The sequence below is a fragment of the Nocardia neocaledoniensis genome, assembly GCF_003182135.1.
Lineage (GTDB): Bacteria > Actinomycetota > Actinomycetes > Mycobacteriales > Mycobacteriaceae > Nocardia > Nocardia neocaledoniensis.
The window spans coordinates 117,238-138,924 of record NZ_QGTL01000003.1 but is presented as its reverse complement, the minus strand read 5'-3'; the positions used below and the strand labels follow the sequence as shown (position 1 = coordinate 138,924).

Below are 21,687 nucleotides of genomic sequence, written 5' to 3'. Positions count from 1 at the left end.
GCCCATGGGCAACAGCCACGACGCGGTATCGGTCATCAGGACCAAACGGGACGGCGGGGAGCTGTCGGACGGGCAGATCGACTGGGTGGTGGACGCGTTCACCCGCGGGATCGTCGCCGACGAGCAGATGTCGGCACTGGCCATGGCGATTCTCTGGCGGGGGATGACCCGCCGCGAGACCGCCCGCTGGACCGCCGCCATGATCGGCTCCGGCAGCCGCATGGACTTCACCGACCTGCCGCGCCCCACCGTCGACAAGCATTCGACCGGCGGCGTCGGCGACAAGATCACCCTGCCGCTGGCCCCGCTGGTGGCGGCCTGCGGCGCCGCGGTGCCCCAGCTGTCCGGGCGCGGGCTCGGCCACACCGGCGGCACGCTGGACAAACTCGAATCGATCCCCGGCTGGCAGGCCGACGTCACCGTCGCCCGGATGCGCGAGATGCTGACCGACCCGGCGGTCGGCGCGGTGATCTGCGCCGCGGGCGCCGACCTGGCCCCGGCCGACAAGCGGCTCTACGCGCTGCGCGATGTCACCGGCACGGTCGAGTCGATCCCGCTGATCGCCAGTTCGATCATGAGCAAGAAGATCGCCGAGGGGACCGCCGCCCTGGTGCTCGACGTGAAGGTCGGCTCGGGGGCCTTCCTCAAAACGGTCGAGGGCGCGCGCGAGCTGGCGACCGCGATGGTCGAGCTCGGTCGCGACGCGGGGGTGAACACCGTCGCCCTGCTCACCGCGATGGACACCCCGCTCGGCCGCACCGCGGGCAACGCGCTCGAGGTCGCCGAATCGGTCGAGGTGCTCGCCGGCGGCGGCCCTGCCGACGTGGTCGAACTGACGTTGCTGCTCGCCCGCGAGATGGTCGCCCAGGCGGGCCTGCACATCGACCCGGCCGAGGTCCTCGCCGACGGTCGCGCCATGGACCACTGGCGCGCGATGATCCAGGCCCAGGGCGGCGACCCGGACGCGACCTTGCCCACGGCGCGCCACACCGAAACCGTCCACGCCGACGCGACCGGCACCCTCACCCGCCTCGACGCCATGGACGTCGGCATCGCGGCCTGGAAGCTCGGCGCCGGCCGGGCCAGGCAGGGCGAGGGCGTGCAGGCCGGAGCCGGCGTCGTCATGCATGCCAAGCCCGGCGACGCGGTGACGGCGGGCCAGCCACTGTTCACCCTGCACACCGACACCCCGGATGCCTTCGTGGCCGCGACGAGCGCCCTCACCGACGCGGTCACCATCGAGGCGACCTCCGAGTTCAAACCCGGCGAACTGTTCCTCGGCCGCATCGGCTGAACCCGGGGCGGCGCGCCGATCGGGGCGCCCGGGCGCTGAGGCACGACTGCGGTCTGGCTCTCAGGTACCCGCCAGGCAGCTGCCTGCGGTCGTTGATCGAGTGACGGGCGTGGGTGCACCGCGGGTGGCCCGCAGCAGTCCGTCGCGGGACGGGCGGTCGACGAGACGGTTGCCACGCGGGAAGTTCGCTGACGGGATCGGCGTCTGCGGCTACCGTCAGTACATGACTGGACCGGCGCCCCTAGACCTTGCTTCGATCCGACGCGCACCGAAGGCCCTGCTGCACGATCACCTCGACGGTGGTCTGCGGCCCGCGACGGTGCTCGAGCTCGCCGCCGACTGCGGCTACGACGAATTACCCGCCCACGACGCCGAGAGTCTCGGCGCGTGGTTCCGCGACGCCGCCGACAGCGGATCGCTGGAGCTGTACCTGGAGACCTTCGCCCACACGGTCGCCGTGATGCAGACCCCGGAGGGTCTGCGCCGGGTGGCGCGCGAATGCGCGATCGACCTCGCCGCCGACGGCGTGGTCTACGCCGAGGTGCGGTTCGCGCCCGAACAGCACCTGGAGAAGGGGCTCACCCTCGACGAGGTCGTCGAACACACCATCGAGGGTTTCCGCGAGGGCGAGGCCATCGCGGCCGAACAGGGCCACCGCATCCGGGTGACCTGCCTGCTCACCGCCATGCGGCACGCGGCGCGCTCCCGCGAGATCGCGGAGCTGACGGTGCGGTTCCGCGATCGCGGCGTCGGCGGGTTCGACATCGCGGGCGCCGAGGCCGGGTACCCGCCCACCCGGCACCTCGACGCGTTCGAATATCTGCGAGCCAACCACGCGCACTTCACGATTCACGCGGGGGAGGCGTTCGGCCTGCCGTCGATCCACGAGGCGCTGGCGTTCTGCGGATGCGACCGGCTCGGCCACGGCGTGCGCATCACCGACGACATCAGCGTGCCAGGGGGCGAGATCGCGGACGCTCAGCTCGGCCTCGTCGCCAACTACGTGCGCGACATGCGGGTGCCGCTGGAGCTGTGCCCGTCGTCGAACGTGCAGACCGGCGCGGTGCCCTCGCTGGACAAGCACCCGTTCGACCTGCTGGCCCGGCTGCGTTTCCGGGTCACCGTGAACACCGACAACCGGCTGATGAGCGACACAAGCATGAGCGAGGAGATGCTCAAACTCGTGACGACCTTCGGGTACGGCTGGAGCGATCTGGAGCGGTTCACCATCAACGCCATGAAGTCGGCGTTCATCCCGTTCCCCGACCGGCTGGAGATCATCGACGAGGTGATCAAGCCCGGGTACGCGGTGCTGGTGGGTTGACGGAAACGGGGTGGGCTCGCGCCCACCCCGTTTCACGGTCTATTCGCTGGTCAGCCGCGCTTCGAAGGCGCGCTGCAGCTCGCGGAAGCTCTGCGCCTCCGCGGCGAACGGCGGGTTCGGCGCCATCCGGTTCGGGTCGGGGTTGAGCAGGTAGGAGACGTACCAGCCGAGCGGATTCGACGGCGCCAGCGCCTGTTCCACGCTGTCGTCGTCGGCGTAGTCGGCCGCGTCGCTGAACAGTTCGACCGCCAGGTCGAGCTGCTCGATGTCGACCGCTTCCGGGCCCTCGGCCAGGTCGTCGACCAGACCGGTGAGCACGTACACGTTCTCGTCGGTCACCTCGACCTCGAGTGAGCCGTCCACCGCCGCGGTCTGCACGTCGGCGAAGGTGGAGACCCGCGCCAGTTCGTGCTCGTGATCGTCGGCCAGGTACCGCGCCAGTGCGCGCTCGGAGCCGAACACGGTGATGGTGCGGCCGTTGCCGAGGAAGATCGGCTCGTCGTCGAGGTAGCAGCGCAGCGTGTAGTGCTCGCCGTCGGAGGTGACGATCTTGACCGGGTCGATGCCGACCTCGTGCCAGAAGGAATCGTCCTCTTCGTCCTCGTCGTCGTCCTCGGCGTCGAGGTCGACGGGCTCGAACTCCTCGTCCTCCTCGGCGGCGTCGTCGGCGTCGACCTCGTTCTCCTCGGCGGCCAGCAGCTCGGCCTCGGCGACCGCGACCGCGGCCGCGTCGACCTCGGGCGTGGTGACCACACCGTCGATCGCGTCGAGCACGTCGTCCCAGCCCTTGACGATCGCGGCGCCGATCTGGTCCCACAGCTCCTCACCGTCGCGGCCGGCGTAGGTGTTCACACCGCCGGCCAACGTGTCGAGCACCGGGTTGGAGCCGAAGAACTTCGTCACCACGTCGAGCTCGCACACCTCGCCGATGTTGCGCACCATCGCCAGGGTGTCCTCGAGCTCGCCGACGACCTCGACGTCCGGATCGCCCGCGGCGAGCTCGGGCACGGCGACCAGATCGAAGCTGAAGTTCTCCTCCGGCTCCAGCTCGGCGGCCGACAGCCCGGCGATGATCGCCCAGGCAGGGTGGTCGACGAGATCGTTGTCGGAGTTGGTGCGGATGAACGCCGCCAGCTCCGCAACGGACTCGAATCCGTAGAGGTCGTCCTCGTGACCGAGGAACGCCTCCCACTCGTCGTCACCGTCGCGCCAGCGCGGTGCCCACAGGGTGACGAGATCGCCATCGGTCAGACCGAGCTCGATCGGGACGATGTCTCCAGAAGCCATGACGCGAAGCCTATCGACCTTCAGCCCCGCGCACTATCCGGCCCGGGTGCCAATTGCTCCGACGCCTGCGGCGCCGACCCGGTGAGCGATTCGTTCAGTGTCGCAATGATGTTGGAACGCGCCGAACCGGCCGTCTCGGTGGCCTGCTTGCAGGCGTGCAGGATCAGCTGCGAGGCCTCGGCGGGCGCCAGGGCGGTGATGCCTTCGTCGAGGGTCAGCGCGACCAGGGCGCCGTCACTGTTCACCTCCGCGGTGACCAGCCCGTCCTCGGTGGTGAAGCGTCCGTTGACCTGCTTCAAGCCGTACAGCGCCGCCTCCAGCGCCTCGAGCTTGCCGGTGACCCCGGCGACCAGGGCGTCCATTTCCGCGCTCACAGCGGCCTCATCCAACTCGTCTGGCCGGTGTCGGCGTCGTCGATGCGGTCGAGCTCGTCGACCGCCTGGCGCCGGGTCGGCAGGTTCATCCGGTCGAGCAGGTGATCGGGGATCTGCGCCTGCTCGCTGTAGATCTCGCGCAGCCTGGCGGCGGCGGCGATGGTCGAACGCCTGGTCAGCCGCAGGATCTCATCGGCGAGCGCCTGCGCGCCGTACTGGTATTCGCTGCGCTCGAACTTGATCGCGATGGGCAGACCCATGCTGGTCGCGCGGACCGAGATCGTGCCCGACCGGTTGGTGCTGACCGCGGACTCCACATTGGGAACCTCGGGGATCGGCGTGCCGGTCATGCGGTAGGCCTGTAGAAGCCGTAGAACTCCATGCCACTGTTCTCCGTTCGGATGGAACTGATCGAGACCGGGTCACCGGCCTCGACGAGCTGCCCGTTGCCGACCACCATGGCGACGTGGCCGTCCCACACGGCCAGGTCGCCCGGTTGGAGGTCACCGGGGGAAACCTGAGGATGTCCGATGTGCTGTTCCTGCGCGAGCCGGGGCAGCTCCACCCCGGCCTCCCCGTAGGCGTACTTGGTGAGCCCGCTGCAGTCGATGCCGGAGCCCGGGGTGTTGCCGCCCCACACGTACGGCGTGCCGACGGCGCTGATGGCCGAGCGCACCGCAGTGGCGGCCTCCTCGTTGGGCGCCTCGACCACGCTCCCGTCGGGCAGGGTGATCTTGACGCCGGTGCCGTCGGCGGAGCCGGTCGAGGAACCCGCCGACGAGCCGGTCGAGGTCTTGCTGCCGTTGTTGCCACCCGAGGTGGCCGTCTTCGACCCGTTCGAGGTGCCGCTCATGGCGGTGGACAACCCGGACGACACCGCGCTGAGCACCGTGCTGCCGCTGCCGGAGAGCAGGCTGGACGCCGTCGAGGCGAGGCCGCTCGCGCCCGAGGACACACTCGCCAGCGAGGTGCTCGACGGCGCTGGGGTGAGCTCCTGGATCGCGGCGGTCTGGGTGCCCAGCTCGTCCTGCACGCGGCCGACGACGCCGAGTCCCTGGCCGATGTGGTCTATCGCCGAGCTCACGACCGCGGCCAGCCCGACCGGGGTGCCGAGGGTGGGGCTGAGCGCGGACACATCGCTGAGGAACGAGTTGACGATGGTGTCGAGGTCCTTCTGCCCGGTCTCCACGTACGCGGCGGCCTGGTCGACCACGGTCGCCATCTCGTTGCCGGTGTCGGACAGATTGGCCGAGGAGTTCTGCACGCGCAGGGCTTTGGCCGTGGCCGCGTCGACGGCCTGGCCGTCCCACGCGGTGTTCACGTTGTTGATGCCGGTGCGGCCGAGTTGATAGATCTGGTCGAGATTGGTCGAGGTCGAGCGCAGACCGTCGGAGGCGCCGCCGGTGCCGGAGACGTTGAGGCCGAAGCTCGACAGCAGGTCGTAGAGCGGCTGGGCCAGCCCGCTGAGGTCGATCATGCGCCGGTCCCGATGTCGCCCGTCAGCGCGGTGATCGGCGCCGCGTTGTTGAGGTCGGTGTCGACGAGGGTGGTCGCCGCGCCCGCGGTGGCGGCGCCCATGCTGGCCATCACGGCCGAGAGCTGGGCGATCGCGGCGACGTGACCGGCGTGCGCCGCGGAGTAGGCGGCCACGAAGTCGCCGCCGATCAGGCCCATGATGGGGCCGAGCACGGTGGGATCGGAGGCTACCGAGCCCGCGGCCGCTGTCGCCAGGTCGGTGGCCATGACTTCGGCTGTCGCGCTGTAGGCGATGATGCCCTCGGCATCGGCCGACATCTTTGGCATCGAACTTCCCCCAATCCTCGAGTTCCCGGGCAGAGTACGTCACTCACATGGTTCGACGCACCGAGGCCGCTCCCGGTTCCCTCGACCGCGAAATTTCCCCAGCGGCCGTACCAGGAGCGCCCGGTGACCCTATCGTTTTTTCATGCGCACCGACACCGTCGACCATCCGCTCGCCGCGGCCCTGCTGAGCACCATGCGGGACGCCCGTACCGACAACGCCGCGTTCCGCACGGCGTTGCGCGACCTCACCGGCATCCTCATGTACGAGGCCCTGCGCGACGCGCCGGTCGTGCGCGCGCCCATCGACACGCCGGTCGCGGTCACCGAGGGTGTCCGGCTGGCCGCGCCGCCGCTGCTGGTCCCGGTGCTGCGGGCCGGCCTCGGCATGGTCTACGCCGCCGCCGATCTCGTCCCCGAGGCCAGGGTCGGCTTCGTCGGCATCGCGCGCGACGAGGACACCCACCAGCCCGTGCCCTACCTGGAATCGCTGCCTGCCGACCTGAGCGACCTGCCGGTCTTCGTCCTCGACCCGATGCTCGCCACCGGCGGCTCGATGCGCCACACCCTCGAACTGCTCGTCGCCCGCGGCGCCACCGACATCACCGCCGTCTGCGTCGTCTCCGCACCAGAAGGCGTTGCCGCCCTGGCCGACTCGGGCCTGCCGGTCCGCCTGGTCACCGCGGCGATCGACGAGAAACTCAACGAGAACGCCTACATCGTCCCCGGCCTCGGCGACGCGGGCGACCGGCAGTTCGGCCCGCGCTGAATCCGCTGCCGACCGGCGGACACTGTGCGATCCTGCCTGCATGGGGAGTGCGGACAGCGGGGACGAGCTGATCACAACGGCCTACGACGACCTGATGGATTGGGTCACCGGGTATTTCGTGATCCTGGTCGGCGACGGCGTGGGTTACCGCGACGGTGAGCGGATCCACTGGTGCCCGCAGTGGTGGCGGCATCCGGGCGCGGTGGTGCGGCTGGACGCGCTCTGGCGGGCCTGGGAGTACTGCAGGCACGTGGGCGCGTTCGGGATCAGCCAGTGGCTGCTCGACCACGCGGATCCCCATGTGCGGGTGTTGCTCTCGCCGTCGGGGCCGTTTCAGCACTGCTCGGGCGAACACGGCCACCGGGCCACCGAGCCGCTGCCGGTGGTGGACCTGCCGACGGAGGTTCCCGTGTTCTCCGCCCCGAAGCTGCCCGGCGACAGCAGGGCCTAGCCGAGCGACCGGCAGTAGGCGGCAAGCTCGGCGAGCCGGTCGGCGGCCGCGACGCGGGCGCCGGGGAGCGCGGCCGCGTCGGGGACCGGGGCGAACACCTCCAGATAGCACTTGAGTTTCGGCTCGGTGCCCGACGGACGGATGACGATGCGGAAGTCGTCGGCGTCGAAGATCAGCGCGTCGGTCCGCAGCCGGCCGCGGACCTGGGCCTGATCGGTGAACTTCACCGGGGTGCCCGCGATCTCGCTGGGCGGGGCGGCGCGCAGTGCCGCGGTCAGGGCGATCGCGGTGGCCTGATCGGGCAGGCGCAGCGACACCTGGTCGCCGGCGTGCAGACCGAATTCGACCGCGTAGGAATCCAATTCGTCCTGCAGGGTGCGGCCTGCCGCCTTCAACAGGGCGACCAGGTCGGCGGCCGAGACCGCGGCGGAGATGCCGTCCTTGTCGCGCACCGTGGCCGGGTCGACGCAGTGCCCGATGGCCTCCTCGTAGGCGTACACCAGGCCCTCGCCCGCCCTGGCCAGCCATTTGAAGCCGGTGAGGGTCTCGGCGTAGCGGGCCGAACGCGCGGGCGCCAGCCGCGAGAGCAGCCGGGAGGAGACGATCGTGGTGGCCACCAGCGCGTCGGCGGGCGCGGTGCGCAGCACGTAATCGGCCAGCAGCACGCCGGTTTCGTCGCCGCGCAGCATGCGCCACCCGTCCGGGCCGGGCACGCCGACAGCGCAGCGGTCGGCGTCGGGGTCGAGGGCGATGGCGACATCGGCGTCGACCCGGGCGGCCAGCGCGAGCAGCAGATCGGCGGCGCCGGGCTCCTCGGGATTGGGGAAGGCGACGGTGGGGAAGTCGGGGTCGGGTGCGAACTGCTCGTCGACCACGTGCACATCGGTGAACCCGGCCGCGGCCAGCGCCCGCACCGCGAGCTCGCCGCCGACGCCGTGCAGCGCCGTCAGCGCGATCCGCACCGGGGCCCGCTCACCGGCGCCGCCCAGCACCAGGGGCAGTTCGGCGACGCGCGCGAGATACTCGCCGACGAGTTCCGCGCCGGAGGGTGAAACGAACTGCCGCGCAATGGGTTCGGTGACGGCCTCGATGCACCGCTCGATCTCGGTGTCGGCGGGCGCGATGAGCTGGGAACCGCCGTCCAGGTACACCTTGTAGCCGTTGTCGGCGGGCGGATTGTGCGAGGCGGTGACCTGCACGCCCGCCACCGCGCCGAGCCGCTTCACCGCGAACGCCACCACCGGCGTCGGCACCGGTTCGGGCAACAGCGTCACCGGGAAGCCCGCCGCGGTGAAGATCTCGGCGGTCGCCGTGGCGAATTCCGCCGAACCGTGCCTGGCGTCGCGTCCGACCACGATCGCGCCGCCGCCGAGGCACCGCTCGCGCAGCCAGGCCGCGACACCGGCCGTCGCCCGCGACACGGTGGTCACGTTCATGCCGTCCGGCCCTTCGCGCAGCGGTCCGCGCAGGCCCGCGGTCCCGAAACGCAGCATCTAGACGCGCTCCAGGATCCCGCGCAGCAGCTTGCCGAGGCGGGGCGCGGCGGCCTGCCCCTCGGCGAGCACCTCCGCGTGCGACAGATGGTCGCCGGTGACACCGGCCGCCAGGTTCGTCACCAGCGAGATGCCGAGCACCCGCGCGCCCCGCGAGCGGGCCTCGATCGCCTCGAGCACCGTCGACATGCCGACCAGATCGGCGCCGATGGTGGCCAGCATGCGGATCTCGGCGGGCGTCTCGTACTGCGGACCGGTGAGCCCGGCGTAGACCCCCTCGGTCAGGCTGGGATCGATCTCCCTGGCCACCGTGCGCAGCTCCGGATCCCACGCGTCGACCAGGTCGACGAACCGCGCCCCCTCGAGCGGGGTGCGGGCGGTGAGATTGAGGTGGTCGGCGATCAGCACCGGTTCGCCGACCCGCAGGCCGGGCCTGATCCCGCCCGCGGCATTGGTGAGCAGCACGATCTCCGCGCCCGCCGCGATCGCCGCCGTCACGGGGTGCACCACCTGCTGGGGTGTGTAGCCCTCGTACAGGTGCTGGCGGCCCATCAACAGCAGCACGTGATCGTCGTTCACCGGGATCGAGTGGATCATCCCGCCGTGGCCCTGCGCGCTGGGCTTGCCGAAGCCGGGCAGCTCCGGCATGGCGATCGAGGCATGCGGGGCGCCGATCTCGGCCGCTGCCTCCTGCCACCCCGATCCCAGCACCACGGCGACGCGGTGACGCGGCACTCCCGTACGTTCGGCGATCGCCTGAGCGGCCTGTTCGGCAAGCATGCCGTCAGTCTATGACGGTGGCGACCGGAGCGCTGGAGTGCTCGTGCGTACCCGCGAGTAGCCACCCGCGAACTGCGGTTTATTCTTCCCGCATGCCGTATTTGGAGCGCTCCGGTGACGTGTTCGTGCTGTACCTCGGGAACGAGGGCGAGACCGACAACGAGAACCGTTTCTCGCTGGCCTGGATGGACGCCTTCCACGCTGCCCTCGACGAGGTCGAGGCCTCCGAGGGGGCCGCCGCGCTGGTCACCGTGGCGACCGGCAAGTTCTACAGCAACGGCCTCGACACCGACTGGGTGTTCGGCAACCTCGACAAGATCCACGGCTACCTCGACCGCGTGCACACCCTGTACACCCGGCTGCTGACCTTCCCGATGCCGACCGTCGCCGCCGTCAACGGGCACGCGTTCGGCGCGGGCGCGATGCTGGCCACCGCGCACGACTTCCGGGTGATGCGCGGCGACCGCGGCTTCTGGTCGCTGCCCGAGGTGCACCTGGGCATGCCCTTCACCATCGGGATGAACGGCCTGCTCAAGGGCCGTCTCGCCAACCAGGTGTGCGTGCGGGCGATGACCACCGGACACCGTTTCGCCGCCGACGAGGCGATCGCCGCGGGCATCGTCGACGCCAAGGCCGACGCCGACGCGGTGCTGTCCACCGCCGTCGCGCAGGCGGGCGCGCTGACCAGCCTGCGCAAGCCGATCACCCCGGTGATCAAGACCGCGCTGCACGCCGAGACCCTGGCCGCGCTGGCCACCCCGGTGACCCCGGAAAACCTGGCCTTCGGCAACTGACCGCTCGCCGGTGCGCCCGTGACACCCCCTGATGCGAGACTGGGGGTATGGCACTCTCGCGCACCGGCGAATTCTCGGCCACCACCTGCGACGCCGCGATCACCGCGGCGTCGGCGGAGTTGATCGGGCTCTCGCACGCGATTCACGCCGAACCCGAGCTGGCCTTCGCCGAGACGCGCAGTGTCGCCAAGGTGCTCGCGCCGCTGGTGGAGCGGGGTTTCGCGGTGACCACCGGGGTCGCGGGCCTGCCGACCGCCTTCCGCGCCGTCTACGGCGGCGGCCCGCTCACGGTGGGCATCTGCGCCGAATACGACGCGCTGCCCGAGATCGGGCACGCCTGCGGGCACAACATCATCGCCGCGTCCTCGGTCGGCGCCGCGCTCGGACTCGCCGAGGTCGCCGATCAGCTCGGACTCACCGTCGTCGTGCTCGGCACGCCCGCCGAGGAGAGCGGCGGCGGCAAGGTGCTCATGCTCGAGGCGGGCGCCTTCGACGACATCGCGATGGCGATGATGGTCCACCCCGGTCCCGCCGACATCGTCGGCGCGCGCTCGCTGGCGCTGGCCGACCTCGCCATCACCTTCCACGGCCGCGAGGCGCACGCCAGCGCCGCGCCCGAACTGGGCCGCAACGCCGGCGACGCGGTGACGTTGACCCAGGTCGCCGTCGGCTTGCTGCGCCAGCATCTGCGGCCCGGTCAGCAGCTGCACGGTATAGTGTCCGACGGCGGCGTAGCCCCCAACATCGTGCCCGGACGGGCGGAATTGCTGTACTACCTCCGCGCGGCCGACTCCGCGTCACTCGACGACCTGATGCGCCGAGCGAAGGCGTGCTTCGAGGCGGGCGCCCTGGCGACCGGCTGCACGCACGACATACGGACGCTCGCGCCCACCTATACCGAGCTCACCCCCGATCCGGTTCTCTCGGCTGCCTACCGTGCGCAGATCACCGGACTGGGCAGGACGCCGATCGCGCCCGAGCTCGAGGTGCTGCGACCGCTCGGGAGCACCGACATGGGCAACGTCACCAACGTCATCCCCGGTATCCACCCGGTCATCGGCATCGACGCCGGTGGCGCGGTGACCCATCAGCCGGACTTCGCCGCCGCCGCGGTGAACGCCTCGGCCGATCGGGCGGTGGTCGACGGCGCGCTCGCGTTGGCGCGTACCGCTGTCGCGGTGGCACGCGATGAAGTACACAGAGACAGGTTGTTGCAACGGCTGGTCGAACGACAGGAGGACATTCGGTGAGCATTTCCGGCTATTCGGGCACCGCGCGCGCAGGCGCCGAGTCGCTATCGATGGACGTGGACGTCCACTCGATGATGCGCGAGAACGCGGCCTGTCCGACCATGCCGGACGCCGAGCGAATCGAGATGTCAGGAGCGGAAATCGTCGACGCGTGGCTGGCCGAGCACACCGCCGACCTGGTGCAGTGGCGCAGGCACATCCACGCCAACCCGGAACTGTCGCGCGCGGAGTTCGCCACCACCGAGTTCGTCTCGGGCTGGCTCACCAAGGCGGGCCTGAGCTGGGAGGTGCTGCCCGGCGGCACCGGCCTGATCTGCGATCTCGGCCCCACCGACGGTCCGCGGATCGCGCTGCGCGCCGACATGGACGCCCTGCCGATGCAGGAGTTCACCGGCCTGAGCTTCGCTTCGACCGTGCCCGGCGTCTCGCACGCCTGCGGACACGACGCGCACACCACGGTGTTGCTCGGCGCCGCGCTGGCGCTGGCCGAGGCCGAGGACAAGCTGCCGGTGGGCGTGCGGCTGGTGTTCCAGCCCGCCGAGGAGGTGATGCCGGGCGGTGCGCTCGACGTCGTCGCGGCGGGCGCCATGCGTGGCGTCGACCGGATCTTCGCGCTGCACTGTGATCCGCGTCTCGAGGTCGGCAAGGTGGGCATGCGCACCGGCGCGATCACCTCCGCCGCCGACACGGTCGAACTCGTCCTCGACTCGCCGGGCGGGCACACCTCCCGGCCGCACCTCACCAGTGATCTGGTGTACGCCATCGGCACCGTCATCACCGGCCTGCCCGGGCTGCTGAGCCGCCGGGTCGACCCGCGGACCAGCACCGTGATGGTCTGGGGCGCGGTGAGCGCGGGCAAGGCGCCCAACGCCATCCCGCAGACCGGCATGCTCACGGGCACCGTCCGCACCGGCGATCACGCCACCTGGCTGGAACTCGAGCCGCTGGTCCGCGAGATCGTCGACAGCCTGCTGGCACCGACCGGCGTGCGTTTCCAGCTCAACTACAAGCGCGGCGTGCCGCCGGTGGTCAACGATCCGACCTCGGCGCTGATGTTCGAGAACGCGATCCTGGCTCTCGGTCCCGACGCGCTGGCCGACACCCCGCAGTCCGGCGGCGGCGAGGATTTCTCCTGGTACCTGGAGGAAGCCCCGGGCGCGATGGGCCGCCTCGGGGTCTGGTCGGGCACCGGCGAGCAGCTCGACCTGCACCAGCCCACGTTCGACATCGACGAGCGCGCACTGGCGGTGGGCGTCCGCACCCTGACGAACATCATCCTCCAGGCCCCGAGCAGCACCGGCGTACAGGGGTAACGCACCGACCGACCCACTACCGAACCGCCTGCCGCCGACGCTACGTCGGCGGCAGGCGAGTCCGGCCAGAAGTCGCGGAGCGGCGGACCGGCTAGGCGCCCGGGCCCACGTTCTTGCTGTTGCGGGTGCGCAGGGCATGCACGTATTCCTCGGGGGCCCCGGCCTTTTCGGCCGCGTCGGCGATGACGCCGATGTAGCGCGCCGAGGGCAGTCCGCCCTCGTAGGCGTCGAGCACGTACAGCCAGGCCAGCCGCGACTCGCCCTGGGTCCCGGTGACGCGCAGCCTGATCTTCTTGTGGATCCCGAAGTCCGAGCCCTCCCAGCGGTCGAGGCGCTCCTCGTCCTCGGGGGAGACGTCGTAGAGCACGACGAACACCCGGGAGCCCGGATCCTCGACGACGGTGGCCAACGGCCCTTCCCAGCCGATGTCGTCACCGGCGAAGGTCAGGCGCCAACCTTCCAGCCACCCGGTCCCGGACATGGGCGAATGCGGGCAGCGTTCCAGCATCTGCGTCGAGTCCATGTTGGACCCGTAAGCGGCATAGATCGGCACCTGACGAACTGTAGCCAATAACAGCAGCGGAATTCCCGTCTCCCACCCAGATCGGCTGACGGTCACAGTCGTGGCGCCGTCGAACACGCCGAACACGTTCACCGATCCGGCCCTGGGTTGTCGCCGCGCACCTGAAATGATGGGGCGACAGTACGGGCGGGTCCTCACAAGGGGCGCGGCCGTTGCGGCGAATACAGGGAGCGTGGCTGTGGCACGGATTGCGATCATCGGTGGCGGACCGGCGGGATACGAGGCGGCGCTGGTGGCCGCGCAGCACGGGGCCTCGGTGACCCTGGTCGACGCCGACGGCATCGGCGGCGCGTGTGTGCTGTGGGACTGCGTGCCCTCCAAGACCTTCATCGCCTCGACCGGCCTGCGCACCGACCTGCGCCGGGCGCGCGATCTGGGCATCACCCTCGACGCCAGCCAGGCGCAGGTGCACCTGCCGGAGGTGAACGGTCGCGTGAAGGCCCTCGCGCTGGCCCAGTCCTCCGACATCCGCGCCAAGCTGCAGGCCGCCGGGGTGCAGCTGCTGGCCGGGCATGGCGAATTGGTCGGTCCCGCCGCCGGTTTGGCGCATCGGGTGCGCGCGACCCTGGCCGACGGCAGCACCGAGGAGTTCGAGGCCGAGGTCGTGCTCATCGCGACCGGCGCCAGCCCGCGCGTGCTGCCCGGCGCCGAACCCGACGGCGAGCGCATCCTGAACTGGCGCCAGCTCTACGACCTGCACGAACTCCCGGAGACCCTGGTGGTGGTCGGTTCCGGCGTCACCGGCGCCGAGTTCGTCTCCGCCTACACCGAGATGGGTGTGCGGGTGAAGCTGGTCTCGAGCCGCGACCGCGTGCTGCCCGGCGAGGACGCCGACGCGGCCCTGGTGCTCGAGGAGGCGCTGGCCGAGCGCGGCGTCGAGCTGGTCAAGCACGCCCGCGCCGACGCGGTCGAGCGCACCGCCGACGGCATCGTGGTGAAGCTGTCCGACGGCCGCACGGTCACCGGCTCGCACGCCCTGATGACGGTCGGTTCCACCCCCAACACCGAGCACCTCGGCCTCGACCGGGTCGGCATCGAGCTCGATCGCGGCGGCTACCTGCGGGTGGACCGGGTCTCGCGCACCTCGGTGCCCGGCATCTACGCCGCGGGCGACTGCACCGGCCTGCTGCCGCTGGCCTCGGTGGCCGCGATGCAGGGCCGGATCGCGATGTACCACGCCCTGGGCGAGGGCGTGAGCCCGATCCGGCTCAAGACGGTCGCCTCCGCGGTGTTCACCCGGCCCGAGATCGCGACGGTCGGGGTGAGCCAGACCGCCATCGACAACGGCGAGGTCCCGGCCCGCACGGTGATGCTGCCGCTCAACACCAATCCGCGCGCGAAGATGTCGGGGCTGCGCCGTGGCTTCGTGAAGATCTTCTGCCGTCCCGCGACCGGCGTGGTGATCGGCGGTGTCGTCGTCGCGCCGATCGCCTCGGAGCTGATCCTGCCGATCGCGCTGGCGGTGCAGAACAACCTCACCGTCACCGATCTGGCGCAGACGTTCTCGGTGTATCCCTCGCTCACCGGTTCGGTCACCGAAGCCGGGCGTTTGCTGATGCGCCACGACGATCTGGACTGAGTTCCGCGAAACCTACTGCCGCGTTGCCTGTCTCGGCGTCATGTGGTTGACTCACGGCCGAGGCGCGATCGGTATCGATCGCGTGGTGGAGTAGTGGGGGATTCCCTCCGGGAAAGGGATAAGCGAAAAGTGAAGCATCGTAAGCCGAGTCGGGCGCAGCGAGCGATGGCAAGCACGTCGTTGCCCCTGGCTGCCGCGGCCGCAGTGGCAACCCTCCTTGCGGCCCCCGCCGGCGCGGTCCCCAGCGACCAGCCGACGACGCCGGCCACGCCGGCCCCCGCGCAGCCGGGCACCAACCAGAGCGACGCCCCGGAGACCCCCGAGCAGGAGACTCCGGAGAACGCCAAGCCGGGCGAGAAGAAGCCGGGCGAGACCAAGCCGACCCCGGCCCAGCCGGGCGTCACCAGCCCCGCGCCGGGTCAGCCGGGTCAGGCCACGCCTGCCACGCCGACGCCGAGCCAGCCGGGCGTCACCACCCCGCGTGTCGCGCCGCTGCCGGTGCCGGGCCAGACCGGTCAGAACGGCGAGGCGCAGTCGGCCGTGCAGCCGGAGCGCACCGGTACCACCCCTGAGCAGGAGACGACCCCCGGCCAGCCGGGTACCACTCCGGGCCAGCAGGGCGGCACCACCCCGGGTCAGCAGTCGCAGGGCCAGCCCGCGCAGCCGTCGCAGACCCAGCCGAGCGCGCCGACCGAGGAAGGCGCCGAGGACGAGGGTTCCGACCAGCTCGTGCAGACCCCGACCTGGCAGGCGCCGCACTTCGCCGACGCCCCGGCCGCGCCGGTCGTCGAGATGGAAGGCCCGCACCAGGAAATCGGCGTCTCCGTCGACGGCGGCGGTGTGCTGCCCGGTGTGGTCAACACCCATCACTACAACAACGCGTCCGGCTACGTCGGCACCGTCGGCTACCGCACGCCGACCGGTTTCGGTGACGCGGGCGTCTCGGTCGAGTACATCGGCGAGAACTCGGTCAAGGTCACCAGCTACACCGGTGGCGCGGGCCAGGCTGACAACACCACGGTCACCGTGCTCGACACCACCCAGGCCAACCTGGCCAAGGCGGCGGTCGAGAACTGGATCAAGGCGCAGCCGGGCGGCGTCGCCGCGATGGAAGCGGCCGCGAAGGCTACACTTCCCGTGCCGGGGGAGCTGCTTCAGACGGTGAACGTCGCAGGTGTCACCACCCAGTGGGGTGGCTCGCTCCAGTACTGACACGCAGTACGTCGTGTGGGGCGGTCGGATGCGACCGCCCCACACGTGTGTCCTGGGGAAAGGATTGGAATTGGGCACCGACGGTGACGACAACGAGCGCGGCGAAAAGCGACCCGGGGCCGAATTCGGCCCTCCGGTAAGCGATTTCGGCCCGCCGCTCGACGACGCCGCGGGCTTCGGCGCGCCGCTGGCCGCCCCGCCGCCCACACCGCCGGGCGCGTTGCCGGAAATGGGCTGGCGTCCGGCAGGCGCTCCCGGTCCCTCGCCCGCGACCCCGCCGCCGGGTCCGTTCGGTGCGCCCGTCGCCGGGACGCCCCCGGTCGCTCCGCCGCCGGGTCCGCCCACCATGCCCCCGCGCGGGCCGGTGCAGCCGCCGCGTTCCGCGCCGACGTCCGTCTTCGGTGACGCCGTCGCCGCGCCGCCGCCGGTTCCGCCGCGTGCGCCGGACGCGTCGCCGTTCGGTGCGCCCGATCCGCGCGTCTCCGCGCCGTCCGAGGACCAGACCGTCCGCTTCAGCGGTGAGCGCAGGGACAGCTCGCCGTTCGGCGACTCGGTGCCGGTCACGTCCGGCCGCGAGGCCACCGAGGTGATCCGGCGCGACAAGCCGGGCCCGCGCGCGCAGGCGCCCGCCGCCGAACCGGCGCCGGAGACCGTGCGCATGGCCACGCCGGACATCGTGCGCCAGCCCGAGCGTGCCCCGAGCGCCGACGACGCCGAGGACAAAGCCTGGTGGAACAGCCCCGACGAGGGCGGCGCCGTGCCCAAGCCGCCGGAGGCCGGGCTGTCGTGGGCCGATGACCCGATCGCGCGGCGGCTCGCGCCGAAGAACCCCGTGACGCCCGCCGCCGAGCAGAACAAGACCAAGGAATCCGATCGGCGGCTGCGCTGGATCATCGGTGGCGCGGCCGCGGCGGTGCTGCTCGTCGTCGCGCTGGTGCTGACGATCGGCCTGGTCAAGCGGGGCGGCGGGGACGACCCCGGTGTGACAGCGGCGCCGATCCCATCGGTCGCCTCGCCCACCGAGTGCAAGGCGATGTCGGAGCAGGCGGTCACGGTGGGCAACGGCCCCGGCGACACCTCGACCGGCGCCAAGGCCATCCTCGGTTTCCAGTACGCGTTCTACGTCGACCGTTCCGGCGCCAAGGTGCGCGAGTACGTGGCGCCCGACGCCGAGAACATCTCGCCCGCCGAGACGATCCAGAAGGCGATCGACGACCTGATCCCCGCCGGGTCCACGCACTGCGTGCGGATGCGCGAGACCTCGGTCGGCCGCTACGACGTCGAGCTGCGTGAATGGCATCCGGACGGCTCGGCCATCGTGTACAAGCAGGAGATCGTCACCACCAACACCGACGGAAAGTGGCAGGTCAAGTCGATCACCGCGCGCTAGTGTCTCAGTGTTTGGGACTGCGATTTCACATTCTGGTGGACGATATGCAATCGTAGGATGATTGCTTCCCTTGTCGTCCCCGGAGGTTTCCCATGTCGCAGACCACTCCAGCATTGGCGGGCAAGCTCGCGGGTCTGCAGAGTTCGGCGATCCGGGACCTGCTCAAGCTCACCGCGCGCGCCGATGTCGTCAGCCTGGCCGGTGGTCTGCCGGACGCCGCGCTGATGCCGCGCGAGCGCATCGCCGCCGCCGCGGCGGCCGCGCTGGACGACGCCGCGGTCCTGCAGTACACCGAGTCGCCCGGCTGGCCCGCGCTGCGCGCCGTGCTCGCGGCCAGGGAGACGGCCAGGATCGGGCGTGCCGTGCCGGAGGCCGAGGTGTTCATCACCCATGGCTCGCAGCAGGCGCTGTCGCTGCTGGCCGAGGTGCTGCTCGATCCGGGCGCGCTGGTGATCGTCGAGGATCCCGCGTATGTCGGTGCGCTGCAGGTGTTCCGGGCCGCGGGCGCGCGCATCGTCGCCGTGCCGCTGGATCGTGACGGCATGCGGGTGGACGCGCTGGAGGAACTGCTGGCGGCGGGCGAGCGTCCCGCGGTGGTCCACACGGTCTCCAATTTCCACAACCCCGGTGGCGTCACGCTGGCGCCCGAGCGGCGTCGTCGCCTCGCGGAACTCGCTGAGGCGCACGGGTTCTGGATCATCGAGGACGACCCCTACGGCGAACTGTGGTTCGACGCGCCCGCCCCCGCCCCGATCGCCGCCTACTCACCCCAGGTGATCCGGCTCTCCAGCGTCTCGAAGATCCTCGCGCCCGCCCTCCGCGTCGGCTGGATGGTGGCCCCGGATCGCGTCTGTCGCGCGGTGGAGCTCCTCAAGCAGGGTGCCGATCTCTGTGGTTCCGCGCTCACGCACCGCATCGCCACGGATCTGCTCACCGACACCGACTGGCTCGCCGCCCACGTGACCGCGATCCGCACCGCCTACGGCACCCGCGCCAAGTCCCTGGTCGACGCCGTGCGCACCACCTTCGGCGATCGCGTGAGCTGCACCGACGCCACCGGCGGCATGTTCGTCTGGGCCGACTTCACCGACGGCACCGACACGTCCGCCCTCCTGCCCGCCGCCCTCGACGCCGGCGTCGCCTACGTCCCCGGCTCGGCTTTCGCCGTCTCCGACGCCTACCGCTCCTCCATGCGCCTGTGCTTCACCACCTCCGACGAACCCACCCTCACCGAAGCCGTCACCCGCCTGGCGAAGGCGGCCGAGTAGCCGGGCCGTCGTATCGGTGGGAACGACACGACGGAAGGCGCCCACGGCGATGCCCATTCGATTGTCAAGATCCTGACGATAGATCTCGGAAGTCACTGAGCCGCAGATAATGTGCCCGGCCGATCCGTAGCGGCGTCCGCAGTGATCGGGTTGGCTGCGATAGGTAGCGGGTACATGTTTGGCGTGACGTTCCAGGCGCAGGGCGGGGAAAGCGGCATTGCCGCACCGACATTCGTGTTTGTGCACGGGCTGGCGAGTACCGGATTCTACTGGGCGCCGGTGGTGCGGGAGCTGGTGTTGCTCGGGCATCGGGCGTTGGCGGTGGATCTGCCGGGGCACGGGTTGGACGCGCCGTTCCGGATGTCGTACCAGGCGCCGCAGGACCTCGCGGGGTTCACCGCTGCCGAGTCGCCGCTGGCGGGGATCACGCTGCGCGACAATGTGGCTCACGTGATCGAGGTGGTGCGGCAGGTGCGGCGCCACGGGCCGGTGGTGCTGGTCGGGCACAGCCTGGGAGGGGTGACGATCGGACAGGTGGCGGAGGAGATTCCGGACGACATCCATCGGCTGGTCTACCTGTCGGCGTTCTGTCCGACCACCGCCGAGGCGCCCAGCGCGATGGCCCTGGCCCGGCTGCCCGAGGCGGCCGAGGGGATCCCGGCTCCGGATCCGGAGCATTCACTGTTCCTCGGCCTGGACGCGGTGCCGCCCGGGATCATTCGCTTCAATCTGCGGTCGGCCGATCTCGCGGCCGTCGAGAACTTCCGGCTCGTCAACATGCCCGAGGCGACCTTGGCCCAGACCCTCGCGGTACTCGAGTTCGGCATGCAGCACGAAGACGGCGCGCACACCCAGTTCGCCGATGCCCGCGTCGGCGCCGAACGGTGGGGCCGGGTGCCGCGCAGCTATATCCGCCTCACTGAGGACAACGTTCTCTCCGCCGCCCTGGTGACCCGGATGATCGCCGACGCGGACCGGCTCACCCCGGACAACCCCTTCGACGTGCACAGCCTGCCCGCGGGCCACGCGGGCGTCGTCCTCCGGGCACGTGAACTGGCCGTGCTCCTCGGCAGCCTGCCGTGACTCACACCCAGCCGTAGGTGCGTTCGACGGCCTTGTTCCATTCGGTGTAGCGCTCGGTGCGTTCGTCCTCGGGCATCTGAGGGGTCCAGGTGTGGTCGGCGATCCAGTTGGCGCGCAGGTCGTCGAGGCCGGACCAGTAGCCGACGGCCAGGCCCGCGGCGTAGGCGGCGCCGAGGGCGGTGGTCTCGCTGACGACGGGGCGGACCACGGGGACGTCGAGGATGTCGGCCTGGAATTGCATGAGCAGGTCGTTGCCCGTCATGCCGCCGTCGACCTTGAGGGTGGTCAGCTCGAGGTCGAGGTGCTGGGCGGCGGCGTCGGCGCGCATGGCGTCGACCACCTCGCGCGTCTGGAAGGCGGTGGATTCCAATGCGGCCCTGGCCAAGTGGGCCTTGGTGACGAAGCGGGTGAGCCCGGCGATGACACCGCGCGCGTCCGGCCGCCAGCGCGGCGCGAACAGTCCGGAGAACGCGGGCACGAAGTAGGCGCCGCCGTTGTCGTCGACGCTGCGGGCCAGCGGCTCCACCTCCGCCGCCGAACCGATGATGCCGAGATTGTCGCGCAGCCACTGCACCAGCGACCCGGTGACGGCGATCGAGCCCTCCAGCGCGTAGACGGCGGGTGCGTCACCGAGCTGGTAGCAGGCGGTGGTGAGCAGACCGTGCTTGCTGAACACCGGCGTGGTCCCGGTGTTGAGCAGCATGAAATTACCGGTGCCATAGGTGTTCTTGGCTTCGCCTGGCGACAGGCAGGCTTGGCCGAAGGTGGCCGCCTGCTGATCGCCGAGGATGCCCGCGACCGGCGCGCCCGCGAACGGTCCCGCGGTGATCTCCGCGTACACCTCCGAGGAACTGCGGATGCGCGGCAGCAGCGACTCCGGGATGCCGAACTCGGCGCAGATCTCCGAATCCCATTGCAGTGTGCGCAGATCCATCAGCATGGTGCGCGAGGCGTTGGTGACGTCGGTGAGGTGCTCGCCGGTCAGTTTCCACAGCACCCAGGTGTCCATGGTGCCGAAACACAGGTCGCCCGCCTCGGCCCTGGCTCGCACGCCGTCGACGTTGTCGAGGATCCAGCGCAGCTTCGGTCCGGCGAAATAGGTCGACAGCGGCAACCCGGTGCGATCGGCGTAACGCTGCGGACCCTGATCGCCTGCGAGTTCGGCACACAGTTGATCGGTGCGGGTGTCCTGCCAGACGATCGCGTTGTACACCGGCTCCCCGGTGGCCCGATCCCAGACGACGGTCGTCTCGCGCTGGTTGGTGATGCCGATGGCGGCCAGGTCGCCCGCCGAACAGCCGCTGTTGCCCAGCGCCGCGCCGAGCACCCATTCGGTGTTGCGCCAGACCTCCACCGGATCGTGCTCGACCCAGCCCGGCTTCGGGAAGATCTGCCGATGTTCCCGCTGCGCGGTCCCGACGATCCGGCCCTGCCGGTCGAAGACGATGCACCGACTCGAAGTCGTGCCCTGATCGATGGCGGCCACATAGCGACGCATGGCAGCAGGCTACCCAAGCGCACCGGCCCGAATGTCCCAGTTGGCTGCCACGCCCCGCCGTAAGCCTCGCCCGCGCCGCGGAGGCACTACGTTTAGCGTGTACGCAGCGGTGCCGGACGTGGCCCGGCGCCTCCACCCACTGTCG

General features: G+C 70.9%; 21 protein-coding genes. 12 read left to right on the top strand and 9 right to left on the bottom strand.

Annotation, left to right across the window (positions count from 1 at the left end):
• Positions 1-4: 4 nt before the first annotated feature.
• A complete protein-coding gene (locus DFR69_RS08860; protein ID WP_110037012.1) occupies positions 5-1,294 on the top strand; it encodes a thymidine phosphorylase in 1,290 nt (429 codons plus the stop codon).
• A gap of 223 nt (positions 1,295-1,517) precedes the next feature.
• Positions 1,518-2,618, top strand: a complete 1,101-nt coding sequence (locus DFR69_RS08855) for an adenosine deaminase (protein ID WP_110037011.1) — start codon at positions 1,518-1,520, stop codon at positions 2,616-2,618.
• 39 nt (positions 2,619-2,657) lie between these two features.
• Here DFR69_RS08855 and DFR69_RS08850 read toward each other — a convergent pair whose 3' ends face one another.
• From DFR69_RS08850 to DFR69_RS08830, 5 genes are read right to left on the bottom strand one after another with little or no spacing between them, the layout of a single operon-like run.
• Complete coding sequence (locus DFR69_RS08850; RefSeq protein ID WP_110037010.1) at positions 2,658-3,905, bottom strand: primosomal protein; 1,248 nt, start codon at positions 3,903-3,905, stop codon at positions 2,658-2,660.
• Positions 3,906-3,925: 20 nt separating this feature from the next.
• On the bottom strand, positions 3,926-4,279 hold the full coding sequence (locus tag DFR69_RS08845) for a YbaB/EbfC family nucleoid-associated protein (protein WP_244198170.1): 354 nt from the start codon (positions 4,277-4,279) through the stop codon (positions 3,926-3,928).
• Entirely contained in the window at positions 4,276-4,629 is a 354-nt protein-coding gene (locus tag DFR69_RS08840) for a hypothetical protein (protein ID WP_110037008.1), read from the bottom strand. Before DFR69_RS08840 ends, DFR69_RS08845 begins: the two co-directional genes overlap by 4 nt.
• Positions 4,626-5,756 (bottom strand): C40 family peptidase, encoded by a 1,131-nt coding sequence (locus tag DFR69_RS08835; protein WP_110037007.1) that lies wholly within the window; start codon positions 5,754-5,756, stop codon positions 4,626-4,628. Before DFR69_RS08835 ends, DFR69_RS08840 begins: the two co-directional genes overlap by 4 nt.
• Positions 5,753-6,082, bottom strand: coding sequence for a hypothetical protein (locus DFR69_RS08830; RefSeq protein ID WP_232996818.1), 330 nt, complete (start codon positions 6,080-6,082; stop codon positions 5,753-5,755). The genes DFR69_RS08835 and DFR69_RS08830 overlap by 4 nt, the downstream gene beginning before the upstream one ends.
• Before the next feature lie 142 nt (positions 6,083-6,224).
• Between DFR69_RS08830 and upp the strand changes: the two genes are divergently transcribed.
• Together upp and DFR69_RS08820 are read left to right on the top strand one after the other, a co-directional pair.
• Positions 6,225-6,848, top strand: coding sequence for a uracil phosphoribosyltransferase (gene upp / locus DFR69_RS08825; RefSeq protein ID WP_110037005.1), 624 nt, complete (start codon positions 6,225-6,227; stop codon positions 6,846-6,848).
• Between the two features lie 40 nt (positions 6,849-6,888).
• A complete protein-coding gene (locus DFR69_RS08820) occupies positions 6,889-7,299 on the top strand; it encodes a DUF4913 domain-containing protein (RefSeq protein WP_110037004.1) in 411 nt (136 codons plus the stop codon).
• Here DFR69_RS08820 and DFR69_RS08815 read toward each other — a convergent pair.
• A complete protein-coding gene (locus DFR69_RS08815) occupies positions 7,296-8,792 on the bottom strand; it encodes a phospho-sugar mutase (RefSeq protein ID WP_110037003.1) in 1,497 nt (498 codons plus the stop codon). The two genes, DFR69_RS08820 and DFR69_RS08815, sit on opposite strands and share 4 nt — an antisense overlap.
• Entirely contained in the window at positions 8,793-9,572 is a 780-nt protein-coding gene (locus DFR69_RS08810; RefSeq protein ID WP_110037002.1) for a purine-nucleoside phosphorylase, read from the bottom strand.
• 92 nt (positions 9,573-9,664) lie between these two features.
• Between DFR69_RS08810 and DFR69_RS08805 the strand changes: the two genes are divergently transcribed.
• From DFR69_RS08805 to DFR69_RS08795, 3 genes are all read left to right on the top strand, one after another.
• A complete protein-coding gene (locus DFR69_RS08805) occupies positions 9,665-10,366 on the top strand; it encodes an enoyl-CoA hydratase-related protein (protein WP_110037001.1) in 702 nt (233 codons plus the stop codon).
• Between the two features lie 47 nt (positions 10,367-10,413).
• A complete protein-coding gene (locus tag DFR69_RS08800; RefSeq protein ID WP_110037000.1) occupies positions 10,414-11,616 on the top strand; it encodes a M20 family metallopeptidase in 1,203 nt (400 codons plus the stop codon).
• A gap of 125 nt (positions 11,617-11,741) precedes the next feature.
• Entirely contained in the window at positions 11,742-12,929 is a 1,188-nt protein-coding gene (locus tag DFR69_RS08795) for a M20 family metallopeptidase (protein WP_110037511.1), read from the top strand.
• A 91-nt stretch (positions 12,930-13,020) separates the two neighbouring features.
• On the opposite strand, the gene DFR69_RS08790 is transcribed toward DFR69_RS08795, so the two are convergent.
• Positions 13,021-13,482, bottom strand: coding sequence for a gamma-glutamylcyclotransferase family protein (locus DFR69_RS08790; protein ID WP_110036999.1), 462 nt, complete (start codon positions 13,480-13,482; stop codon positions 13,021-13,023).
• 208 nt (positions 13,483-13,690) lie between these two features.
• On the opposite strand from DFR69_RS08790, the gene DFR69_RS08785 reads away from it, so the two are divergent.
• The 5 genes from DFR69_RS08785 (at position 13,691) to DFR69_RS08765 (ending at position 20,044) form a co-directional block, all read left to right on the top strand.
• Entirely contained in the window at positions 13,691-15,091 is a 1,401-nt protein-coding gene (locus tag DFR69_RS08785; RefSeq protein WP_110036998.1) for an NAD(P)H-quinone dehydrogenase, read from the top strand.
• A 165-nt stretch (positions 15,092-15,256) separates the two neighbouring features.
• A complete protein-coding gene (locus DFR69_RS08780) occupies positions 15,257-16,303 on the top strand; it encodes a hypothetical protein (protein ID WP_244198169.1) in 1,047 nt (348 codons plus the stop codon).
• A gap of 70 nt (positions 16,304-16,373) precedes the next feature.
• Positions 16,374-17,693 (top strand): DUF8176 domain-containing protein, encoded by a 1,320-nt coding sequence (locus DFR69_RS08775; RefSeq protein ID WP_146229236.1) that lies wholly within the window; start codon positions 16,374-16,376, stop codon positions 17,691-17,693.
• Between the two features lie 92 nt (positions 17,694-17,785).
• Positions 17,786-18,961, top strand: a complete 1,176-nt coding sequence (locus DFR69_RS08770; RefSeq protein ID WP_110036995.1) for an aminotransferase-like domain-containing protein — start codon at positions 17,786-17,788, stop codon at positions 18,959-18,961.
• A gap of 174 nt (positions 18,962-19,135) precedes the next feature.
• Positions 19,136-20,044: an alpha/beta hydrolase gene (locus DFR69_RS08765; protein ID WP_110036994.1), complete on the top strand. Its 909-nt coding sequence runs from the start codon at positions 19,136-19,138 to the stop codon at positions 20,042-20,044.
• Position 20,045: 1 nt separating this feature from the next.
• On the opposite strand, the gene glpK is transcribed toward DFR69_RS08765, so the two are convergent.
• Complete coding sequence (gene glpK / locus DFR69_RS08760; protein WP_110036993.1) at positions 20,046-21,542, bottom strand: glycerol kinase GlpK; 1,497 nt, start codon at positions 21,540-21,542, stop codon at positions 20,046-20,048.
• Between the last annotated feature and the right edge of the window lie 145 nt (positions 21,543-21,687).